Origin of the sequence: Reyranella sp., assembly GCF_017305915.1 — a bacterium.
In the GTDB taxonomy this organism is placed as follows: Bacteria; Pseudomonadota; Alphaproteobacteria; order Reyranellales; family Reyranellaceae; genus Reyranella.
Genome location: NZ_JAFKJN010000035.1, coordinates 61,580 through 69,485, shown reverse-complemented (window position 1 = coordinate 69,485; position 7,906 = coordinate 61,580). Strand labels below are relative to the sequence as shown.

General features: G+C 66.6%; 17 protein-coding genes and 1 pseudogene. All 18 read left to right on the top strand.

Annotated features, from left to right (window positions below; all coding sequences use genetic code 11):
- Positions 1–171 (top strand): annotated as a pseudogene (locus J0J01_RS28765) (elongation factor Tu); the annotation flags it as partial.
- A gap of 30 nt (positions 172–201) precedes the next feature.
- Complete coding sequence (rpsJ, locus tag J0J01_RS28760) at positions 202–516, top strand: 30S ribosomal protein S10 (protein ID WP_296387062.1); 315 nt, start codon at positions 202–204, stop codon at positions 514–516.
- A 24-nt stretch (positions 517–540) separates the two neighbouring features.
- Positions 541–1,269, top strand: a complete 729-nt coding sequence (gene rplC, locus J0J01_RS28755) for a 50S ribosomal protein L3 (RefSeq protein ID WP_296387061.1) — start codon at positions 541–543, stop codon at positions 1,267–1,269.
- A 10-nt stretch (positions 1,270–1,279) separates the two neighbouring features.
- Positions 1,280–1,900: a 50S ribosomal protein L4 gene (gene rplD, locus J0J01_RS28750; protein WP_296387060.1), complete on the top strand. Its 621-nt coding sequence runs from the start codon at positions 1,280–1,282 to the stop codon at positions 1,898–1,900.
- Positions 1,897–2,229, top strand: a complete 333-nt coding sequence (locus J0J01_RS28745; RefSeq protein WP_296387059.1) for a 50S ribosomal protein L23 — start codon at positions 1,897–1,899, stop codon at positions 2,227–2,229. The genes rplD and J0J01_RS28745 overlap by 4 nt, the downstream gene beginning before the upstream one ends.
- A gap of 17 nt (positions 2,230–2,246) precedes the next feature.
- Positions 2,247–3,077 carry a 50S ribosomal protein L2 gene (gene rplB, locus J0J01_RS28740; protein ID WP_296387058.1) on the top strand — a complete coding sequence of 277 codons (831 nt, stop codon included), beginning with the start codon at positions 2,247–2,249 and terminating at the stop codon, positions 3,075–3,077.
- Between the two features lie 10 nt (positions 3,078–3,087).
- On the top strand, positions 3,088–3,366 hold the full coding sequence (rpsS, locus tag J0J01_RS28735) for a 30S ribosomal protein S19 (protein ID WP_296387057.1): 279 nt from the start codon (positions 3,088–3,090) through the stop codon (positions 3,364–3,366).
- A 3-nt stretch (positions 3,367–3,369) separates the two neighbouring features.
- Entirely contained in the window at positions 3,370–3,756 is a 387-nt protein-coding gene (rplV, locus tag J0J01_RS28730; protein ID WP_296387056.1) for a 50S ribosomal protein L22, read from the top strand.
- A 1-nt stretch (position 3,757) separates the two neighbouring features.
- The gene (gene rpsC, locus J0J01_RS28725) at positions 3,758–4,477 is read left to right on the top strand and encodes a 30S ribosomal protein S3 (protein ID WP_296387055.1); all 720 of its coding nucleotides are present in this window, start codon (positions 3,758–3,760) and stop codon (positions 4,475–4,477) included.
- A 6-nt stretch (positions 4,478–4,483) separates the two neighbouring features.
- Positions 4,484–4,903, top strand: a complete 420-nt coding sequence (gene rplP / locus J0J01_RS28720) for a 50S ribosomal protein L16 (RefSeq protein WP_296387054.1) — start codon at positions 4,484–4,486, stop codon at positions 4,901–4,903.
- Positions 4,904–4,914: 11 nt separating this feature from the next.
- Positions 4,915–5,106 carry a 50S ribosomal protein L29 gene (gene rpmC, locus J0J01_RS28715; RefSeq protein WP_296387053.1) on the top strand — a complete coding sequence of 64 codons (192 nt, stop codon included), beginning with the start codon at positions 4,915–4,917 and terminating at the stop codon, positions 5,104–5,106.
- A gap of 14 nt (positions 5,107–5,120) precedes the next feature.
- Entirely contained in the window at positions 5,121–5,369 is a 249-nt protein-coding gene (gene rpsQ, locus J0J01_RS28710; RefSeq protein ID WP_296387052.1) for a 30S ribosomal protein S17, read from the top strand.
- A 21-nt stretch (positions 5,370–5,390) separates the two neighbouring features.
- Positions 5,391–5,759: a 50S ribosomal protein L14 gene (gene rplN / locus J0J01_RS28705; protein WP_296387051.1), complete on the top strand. Its 369-nt coding sequence runs from the start codon at positions 5,391–5,393 to the stop codon at positions 5,757–5,759.
- Positions 5,760–5,761: 2 nt separating this feature from the next.
- Complete coding sequence (gene rplX / locus J0J01_RS28700) at positions 5,762–6,073, top strand: 50S ribosomal protein L24 (protein WP_296387050.1); 312 nt, start codon at positions 5,762–5,764, stop codon at positions 6,071–6,073.
- A gap of 11 nt (positions 6,074–6,084) precedes the next feature.
- Entirely contained in the window at positions 6,085–6,627 is a 543-nt protein-coding gene (gene rplE / locus J0J01_RS28695) for a 50S ribosomal protein L5 (RefSeq protein WP_296387049.1), read from the top strand.
- 15 nt (positions 6,628–6,642) lie between these two features.
- Positions 6,643–6,948: a 30S ribosomal protein S14 gene (gene rpsN / locus J0J01_RS28690; RefSeq protein ID WP_296387048.1), complete on the top strand. Its 306-nt coding sequence runs from the start codon at positions 6,643–6,645 to the stop codon at positions 6,946–6,948.
- Positions 6,949–6,964: 16 nt separating this feature from the next.
- On the top strand, positions 6,965–7,363 hold the full coding sequence (gene rpsH / locus J0J01_RS28685; RefSeq protein WP_296387047.1) for a 30S ribosomal protein S8: 399 nt from the start codon (positions 6,965–6,967) through the stop codon (positions 7,361–7,363).
- Positions 7,364–7,365: 2 nt separating this feature from the next.
- On the top strand, positions 7,366–7,899 hold the full coding sequence (rplF, locus tag J0J01_RS28680; protein WP_296387046.1) for a 50S ribosomal protein L6: 534 nt from the start codon (positions 7,366–7,368) through the stop codon (positions 7,897–7,899).
- The last annotated feature ends 7 nt before the right edge of the window (positions 7,900–7,906 follow it).

Below are 7,906 nucleotides of genomic sequence, written 5' to 3'. Positions count from 1 at the left end.
ACCGGCGTGGTGACGCTGCCGTCGGGCACCGAGATGGTGATGCCGGGGGACAACGCGCGGATGACGATCGAGCTGATCCAGCCGATCGCGATGGACGAGGGCCTGCGCTTCGCCATCCGCGAGGGCGGCCGAACCGTCGGCGCCGGCGTCGTCACCAAGATCGTAAAGTAACGGATCCAGGGGCGAGTACGGACCATGGCCATGGACAACACCAATATCCGCATCAGGCTGAAAGCCTTCGATCATCGCGTGCTCGACCAGTCGACGAGCGAGATCGTGAGCACGGCCAAGCGGACGGGCGCGCAGGTTCGCGGGCCCATTCCGCTGCCGACGGGTATCGAGAAGTTCACGGTCAACCGGTCTCCGCACATCGACAAGAAGTCGCGTGAGCAGTTCGAGATCCGCACCCACAAGCGGGTCCTCGATATCGTCGATCCGACGCCGCAGACGGTGGACGCGCTGATGAAGCTCGACCTCGCCTCCGGCGTCGACGTCGAGATCAAGCTCGGCGCCTAGGGACAAAGGGAAGAGGAACAGACCATGCGTTGCGGTCTCGTCGCCCAGAAGGTCGGCATGACCCGCGTCTTCAACGACGCGGGAGAGCATGTGCCCGTCACCGTTCTGAAGGTCGACCAGCTCCAGGTCGTCGCTGTCCGCTCGGAAGAGAAGGACAAGTACACCGCCGTCCAGCTCGGCTACGGCAAGGCCAAGGTGAAGAACGTGACCCAGCCGATGCGCGGTCACTACGCCAAGGCCAAGGTCGAGCCGAAGAAGAAGCTGGTCGAGTTCCGCGTCGCCAAGGACGCCGTGCTCGAGGTCGGCGCCGAGCTGGTGCCGAGCCACTTCGTGCCCGGCCAGTTCGTCGACGTCGTCGGCACCTCGATCGGCCGCGGCTTCACCGGCTCGATGGTCCGCTGGAACTTCCACGGCCTCGAGGCCAGCCACGGCGTGTCGGTCTCGCACCGTAGCCACGGCTCCACCGGTAACCGCCAGGATCCCGGCCGTACCTTCCCCGGCAAGAAGATGGCCGGCCACTACGGCCACGAGCGTGTGACCACGCAGAACCTGAAGGTCGTCGCCACCGACGACGACAAGGGCCTGCTGCTCGTCTCCGGCGCCGTCCCCGGCCCGGCCGGCGGCTACATCATCGTCAAGGACGCGTCCAAGCGCGCGCGCCACAAGGACGCCCCGTACCCGGCCGGCCTGCGCAAGGCTGCCGGTGAAGCGGCTCCCGAGGCGCCGGCTGCCGACGCGGCTCCGCAGGCTTAAGGACCAGGCCATGAAGATCGCGGTCAAGACCATCGAGGGCGAGAGCGCCGGCGAGCTGGAGCTCGCGGATGCGGTGTTCGGCGCGCCCGTCCGCAAGGACATCCTGCAGCGTTGCGTGGTGTGGCAGCTGTCGCACCGCCAGCAGGGCACCCACAAGACCAAGGGCCGTTCGGAAGTAACGGCCACGGCCAAGAAGATGTACGCCCAGAAGGGCACCGGCCAGGCCCGCCACGGCAACAAGGCGGCGCCGCAGTTCCGCGGCGGCGGCAAGGCGTTCGGCCCGGTGGTGCGCAGCCATGCGCAGGACCTGCCGAAGAAGGTGCGCAAGCTCGCGCTGCGCACCGCGCTGTCGGCCAAGGCGGCCGAGGGCAAGCTGATCGTGGTCGAGGCGGCCGCGCTCAAGGAGCCCAAGACGGCCCAGCTCAAGGGCCACTTTGGCAAGCTCGGCGTCTCATCGGTCCTGGTGATCGCCGGTGCCGAGGTCGACACCAACTTCGCCCGCGCCGCGGCCAACATCGCCCATGTCGATGTGCTGCCGCAGCAGGGAGCCAACGTCTACGACATCCTGCGCCGCGACACGCTGGTGCTGACCAAGGATGCCGTGAAGCATCTCGAGGAGCGCCTGCAATGAGCGCCAAGACAATGAGCTCGAAGATCAAGACGGTCGTGAGCCGCGCGCGCATGTACGAGGTGATCCGCGCGCCGCTGATCACGGAAAAGACCACCAACGGCTCCGAGCACAGCCAGGTGACCTTCAAGGTCGCCGCTGACGCCACCAAGCCCGAGATCAAGCAGGCCGTCGAAGGCCTGTTCAAGGTCAAGGTCAAGGCGGTGAACACGATCAACGTGCAGGGCAAGCAGAAGCTCTTCAAGGGCCGGCCGGGTGTGCGTGGTGACTGGAAGAAGGCGATCGTCTCGCTGGTCGAGGGTCACAAGATCGACGTGACCACGGGCCTGTAGGACGGGGGATAGGGTAAATGGCTCTCAAGACATTCAAGCCGATCACGCCGTCGCTGCGACAGCTGGTGATCGTCGACCGCCAGGGCCTCTGGAAGGGCAAGCCGGTGAAGTCGCTGACCGTCGGCAAGACCGAGTCCGGCGGCCGCAACAACCACGGCCACATCACCGCGCATCATCGCGGCGGCGGCCACAAGCGCCGCCTGCGCCTGGTCGACTTCAAGCGCCGCAAGTTCGACGTCGCCGCGACCGTCGAGCGTCTCGAGTACGATCCGAACCGCTCGGCGTTCATCGCGCTGATCAAGTACGCCGACGGCGAGCTCGCCTACATCATCGCGCCGCAGCGCCTGAAGGCCGGCGACGAGGTGATGTCGGGCGACAAGGTCGACATCAAGCCGGGCAACGCCATGCCGCTCGCCAGCATGCCGGTCGGCACGATCGTGCACAACGTCGAGCTGAAGAAGGGCCGCGGCGGTCAGCTGGCGCGCTCCGCCGGCACCTACGCCCAGCTCGTCGGCAAGGACGCGGGCTACGCCCAGCTCAAGCTGAACTCGGGCGAGCTGCGCTTGGTCCCGGCCGAGTGCCTGGCGACCGTCGGCGCGGTGTCGAACCCCGACAACCAGAACACGGTGGTCGGCAAGGCCGGTCGCACCCGCTGGCTGGGCAAGCGCCCGGTCGTGCGCGGCGTCGCGATGAACCCGGTCGACCATCCGCACGGCGGCGGCGAGGGCAAGACCTCGGGCGGCCGCCATCCGGTCACCCCGTGGGGCAAGCCCACCAAGGGCAAGAAGACCCGCAAGAACAAGGCTACGGACAAGTACATCATCCGTCGCCGGTCAGCGACGCGGTAGGAGATAGGCAGTGGCACGTTCCGTTTGGAAAGGCCCCTTCGTCGAGGGCAGCCTGATCAAGAAGGCCGAGAAGTCGCGCGGCTCCGTCCGCAGCGAGGTGATCAAGACCTGGTCGCGTCGCAGCACGATCCTGCCGCAGTTCGTCGGCCTGACGTTCGGCGTCTACAACGGCAAGAAGTTCATCCCGGTGAACGTCACCGAGGAGATGGTCGGCCACAAGCTCGGCGAGTTCTCGCCGACCCGCACCTTCACCAGCCATGCCGGCGACAAGAAGGTTTCGAAGGATTAAGCGATGAGCAAGCCTGCGAACAAGCGCCGCGAGGCGGACAACGAGGCCAAGGCCGTACTGCGCACCGTGCGCGTCAGCCCGCGCAAGCTCGACCTCGTAGCGGCCTCCATCCGCGGCAAGAAGGCCGCCTCGGCGGTCAACGAGCTGACCTTCTCCAAGAAGCGCATCGCGCAGGACGTGAAGAAGGCGCTCAACTCGGCGATCGCCAACGCCGAGAACAACCACAACCTCGACGTCGACCGGCTGATCGTCGCCGAGGCGTCGGTCGGCAAGAGCCTGGTCATGAAGCGGTTCCAGACCCGCGGCCGCGGCCGCGCCGCCGGCATCATCAAGCCGTTCAGCCATCTCACCATCGTGGTGCGCGAGCGCCCCGAGGCGGAGGAAAAGTAACATGGGTCAGAAGGTCAATCCGATCGGCCTGCGTCTCGGCATCAACCGGACCTGGGACTCGCGCTGGTACGCCGAAGGCGGCGAATACTCGAACATGCTCCACGAGGACATCCACATCCGGAAGGTCCTGCGTGAGCGGCTGGCCCAGGCCGGCGTCTCGAAGATCGTCATCGAGCGCCCGGCCAAGCGCGCCCGCGTCACCATCCACACCGCCCGCCCGGGCGTGGTGATCGGCAAGAAGGGCGCCGACATCGAGAAGCTGCGCGGCGACCTCGCCAAGCTGACCAAGGGCGAGGTGGCGCTGAACATCGTCGAGATCCGCAAGCCCGAGATCGACGCCACGCTGATCGCCGAGAACATCGCCCAGCAGCTCGAGCGCCGCGTCGCCTTCCGCCGCGCCATGAAGCGCGCCGTGCAGTCGGCGATGCGCCTGGGCGCCCAGGGCATCCGCATCAACTGCTCGGGCCGCCTGGGCGGCGCCGAGATCGCGCGCATGGAGTGGTACCGCGAGGGCCGCGTGCCGCTGCACACGCTGCGCGCCGACATCGACTACGGCACCGCGACCGCCTTCACCACCTTCGGCACCTGCGGCGTCAAGGTGTGGGTGTTCAAGGGCGAGATCATGGCGCACGACCCGATGGCGCACGACAAGCGCGCCGAAGAGGCCGCGCCGCAACGGACCCCGGCGCGCGTCGAGCGCACCGAGCAGAGGGACGCGTAGGCAATCATGCTGCAACCCAAGCGCACCAAGTACCGCAAGGCCTTCAAGGGCCGCATCAGCGGCGCCGCCAAGGGCGGCTTCAACCTCGACTTCGGCGCCTTCGGCCTGAAGGCGATGGAGCCGGACCGCCTGACCGCACGCCAGATCGAGGCCGCCCGCCGCGCCATCACGCGTCACATGAAGCGTGCCGGCCGCGTCTGGATCCGCGTGTTCCCGGACGTGCCGGTGTCGAAGAAGCCGGCCGAGGTCCGCATGGGCTCCGGCAAGGGCGCGCCGGAGTTCTGGGCGGCCCGCGTGAAGCCCGGCCGCGTGCTGTTCGAGCTCGACGGCGTTCCCGTCACGGTCGCCAAGGAGGCGCTGGCTCTTGCCGCCGCCAAGCTGCCGATCAAGACCCGTTTCGTCGCCCGCGTCGGCGCCGAGGGCTGAGGAGAGAAGCCATGAAGGCCAGCGATCTACGCCCCAAGACTCAGGACCAGCTCAAGGAAGAGCTCGGCAACTTGCGCAAGGAAGCATTCAACCTGCGTTTCCAGAAGGCCGGCGGACAGCTCGGCAAGACCGGTCGCGTGCGCCAGGTGCGCCGCGACATCGCCCGCATCAAGACGGTGCTGGGCGAGAAGGCCGCAGGCTAAGGAGTAAGGAACAGATGCCGAAGCGAATTCTCGAAGGCGTCGTCGTCAGCGACAAGATGGACAAGACCATCGTCGTGAAGGTCGAACGGCGCGTTCAGCACCCGATCTACAAGAAGTTCATCCGCCGCTCGAAGAAGTACCACGCGCACGACGAGACCAATGCCTTCAAGGGCAAGGTCGGCGAGCTGGTCCGGATCCGCGAGTGCCGGCCGATTTCCCGGACCAAGACCTGGGAAGTCTTCGTCGAAACGGCCAAGGCCTAGAGGGGCGCAGGGAGCAGTCACATGATCCAGATGCGTACCAACCTGGACGTCGCCGACAACTCGGGAGCGAAGACGGTCCAGTGCATCAAGGTGCTGGGCGGCTCGCGCCGCAAGTATGCCGCGATCGGCGACATCATCGTCGTCTCGGTCAAGGAAGCCCTGCCGCGCCGCGGCGTCAAGAAGGGCGAGGTGCATCGCGCCGTCGTGGTGCGGACGTCGTTCCCGCTGCGTCGCGGCGACGGCAGCGCCATCCGCTTCGACCGCAACGCCGCCGTGCTGATCAACAAGCAGAACGAGCCGATCGGCACCCGCATCTCGGGTCCGGTGACCCGCGAGCTGCGCGGCAAGAAGTTCATGAAGATCATCTCGCTCGCGCCGGAGGTCCTGTAGTCATGAAGATCCGGAAAGGCGACCGCGTGAAGGTCATCGCCGGCGGCTCCAAGGGCAAGGTGGGCGACGTGCTGCGCGTCCTGCCGTCCGAGAACCGGGTGGTGGTGTCGGGCGTCAACGTCATCAAGCGCCACACCAAGCCCGGCCGCACCGGCGAGGGCGGCATCATCGAGCGCGAGGCCGCGATCCACGTCTCGAACGTGGCCGTGCTCGATCCGAAGTCCGACAAGCCGACCAAGGTCGGCTTCAAGTTCCTCGAAGACGGCCGGAAGGTCCGCGTCGCGCGCGGCTCCGGCGAAACGATCGACCGTTAGGAGAACGCGCCATGGCCGCGCGCCTGCAAGAGCACTACACCAAGACCGTCCGTGACGCCCTCGTGAAGGAGTTCTCCTACAAGAACGCCTTCGAGGTGCCGAAGCTCGAGAAGATCGTCATCAACATGGGCGTCGGCGAGGCGGTCAACGACCGCAAGGCCGTCGACGGCGCCGTGAACGACCTGACGGCGATCACCGGCCAGAAGCCGGTCGTCACCAAGTCGCGCAAGTCGATCGCGACCTTCAAGCTGCGCGAGGGCATGGCGATCGGCGCCAAGGTCACGCTGCGCCGCGACCGCATGTACGAGTTCATCGACCGACTGGTGAACATCGCGCTGCCGCGCGTCCGCGACTTCCGCGGCCTGAACGGCAAGTCTTTCGACGGCAATGGCAACTACGCCATGGGCCTCAAGGAGCAGATCGTGTTCCCGGAAATCGACTACGACAAGGTCGACATGGTGCGCGGCATGGACATCATCATCTGCACGTCGGCGAAGACGGACGCGGAAGCCAGAGCGCTTCTCCGCGGCTTCGACTTCCCGTTCGTGAACTGAGGCCGGAGAAGACGAATGGCCAAGACGAGCTCAGTCAACAAGAACAAGCGGCGCGAGAAGATGGCGAAGCAATACGCCGTCAAGCGCGCCAAGCTGAAGGCGATGGCGGTGGACGACAAGCTCACCCCGGAGGACCGGTTCGAGGCCCGCATCAAGCTGGCCGAGCTGCCGCGCAACTCCTCGCCGACGCGCATCCGCAACCGGTGCGAGATCACCGGCCGGCCGCGCGCGGTCTATCGCAAGTTCAAGCTGTCGCGCCTGGCGCTGCGGCAGCTGGCCTCGCTGGGCGCCTTGCCCGGCGTCGTTAAGTCGAGCTGGTAACGGGAGCCCGTAGACCATGGCGATGACAGATCCCGTCGGCGATTTGCTGACCCGCATCCGCAACGGCCAGTCGGCACGCCTCGACAGCGTGACCGTGCCGGCCTCGAAGATGCGGTCGAACGTTCTCGATGTGCTCCAGCGCGAAGGCTACATCCGCGGCTGGTTCGAGGAAGAGATGCGGCCCGGCGTGAAGGAGCTTCGCGTCGAGCTGAAGTACGACAACGGCCGTCCGGTCATCAAGGACATCAAGCGTGTCTCGACCCCGGGCCGTCGCGTCTACTCGAAGATCCGCGAGCTGCCGCGCCACTTCAACGGCCTCGGCATCTCGATCCTGTCCACCCCGCGCGGCATCATGAGCGATGCCGAGGCGCGAGCCGCCAATGTCGGCGGCGAAGTCCTCTGCAAGGTGTTCTGATCATGTCGCGAGTCGGCAAGAACCCGGTCGCCATCCCGCAGGGCGTCACCGTCGACCTCAAGGGCCAGGCCCTCAAGGTCAAGGGCAAGCGCGGCGAGCTCTCGATGGTCGTCCACGACGACGTCGAGGTCAGCAACGGCAGCACGGGCCTCAGCTTCAGGCCGCGCAGCGAGAGCCGCCGCGCGCGCATGCAGTGGGGCACCGCCCGCGCCCAGGCCAACAACATGGTGAAGGGCGTCTCCGACGGCTTCACCATCAACCTCGAGATCAACGGCGTCGGCTACCGCGCCCAGGCGGATGCCAAGAACCTGAAGCTGCAGCTCGGCTTCAGCCACGACGTCGAGGTTCCAATTCCCACCGGGATCCAGATCAAGGCGCTGAAGCCGACCGAGATCGAGATCACCGGGTCGGATCGTCAGAAGGTCGGTCAGCTCGCCGCGGAGATCCGCAGCCTGCGTCCGCCCGAGCCCTACAAGGGCAAGGGCATCAAGTACTCGACCGAGACGATCCGGCGCAAGGAAGGCAAGAAGAAGTAAGGCGAAC

Excerpts from the sequence above, each read along its gene's own strand:
- rpsJ (WP_296387062.1), top strand. The coding sequence starts at position 202 with ATGGACAACACCAATATCCGCATCAGGCTGAAAGCCTTCGATCATCGC.
- rplC (WP_296387061.1), top strand. The coding sequence starts at position 541 with ATGCGTTGCGGTCTCGTCGCCCAGAAGGTCGGCATGACCCGCGTCTTC.
- rplD (WP_296387060.1), top strand. The coding sequence starts at position 1,280 with ATGAAGATCGCGGTCAAGACCATCGAGGGCGAGAGCGCCGGCGAGCTG.
- J0J01_RS28745 (WP_296387059.1), top strand. The coding sequence starts at position 1,897 with ATGAGCGCCAAGACAATGAGCTCGAAGATCAAGACGGTCGTGAGCCGC.
- rplB (WP_296387058.1), top strand. The coding sequence starts at position 2,247 with ATGGCTCTCAAGACATTCAAGCCGATCACGCCGTCGCTGCGACAGCTG.
- rplV (WP_296387056.1), top strand. The coding sequence starts at position 3,370 with ATGAGCAAGCCTGCGAACAAGCGCCGCGAGGCGGACAACGAGGCCAAG.
- rpsC (WP_296387055.1), top strand. The coding sequence starts at position 3,758 with ATGGGTCAGAAGGTCAATCCGATCGGCCTGCGTCTCGGCATCAACCGG.
- rplP (WP_296387054.1), top strand. The coding sequence starts at position 4,484 with ATGCTGCAACCCAAGCGCACCAAGTACCGCAAGGCCTTCAAGGGCCGC.
- rpmC (WP_296387053.1), top strand. The coding sequence starts at position 4,915 with ATGAAGGCCAGCGATCTACGCCCCAAGACTCAGGACCAGCTCAAGGAA.
- rpsQ (WP_296387052.1), top strand. The coding sequence starts at position 5,121 with ATGCCGAAGCGAATTCTCGAAGGCGTCGTCGTCAGCGACAAGATGGAC.
- rplN (WP_296387051.1), top strand. The coding sequence starts at position 5,391 with ATGATCCAGATGCGTACCAACCTGGACGTCGCCGACAACTCGGGAGCG.
- rplX (WP_296387050.1), top strand. The coding sequence starts at position 5,762 with ATGAAGATCCGGAAAGGCGACCGCGTGAAGGTCATCGCCGGCGGCTCC.
- rplE (WP_296387049.1), top strand. The coding sequence starts at position 6,085 with ATGGCCGCGCGCCTGCAAGAGCACTACACCAAGACCGTCCGTGACGCC.
- rpsN (WP_296387048.1), top strand. The coding sequence starts at position 6,643 with ATGGCCAAGACGAGCTCAGTCAACAAGAACAAGCGGCGCGAGAAGATG.
- rpsH (WP_296387047.1), top strand. The coding sequence starts at position 6,965 with ATGGCGATGACAGATCCCGTCGGCGATTTGCTGACCCGCATCCGCAAC.
- rplF (WP_296387046.1), top strand. The coding sequence starts at position 7,366 with ATGTCGCGAGTCGGCAAGAACCCGGTCGCCATCCCGCAGGGCGTCACC.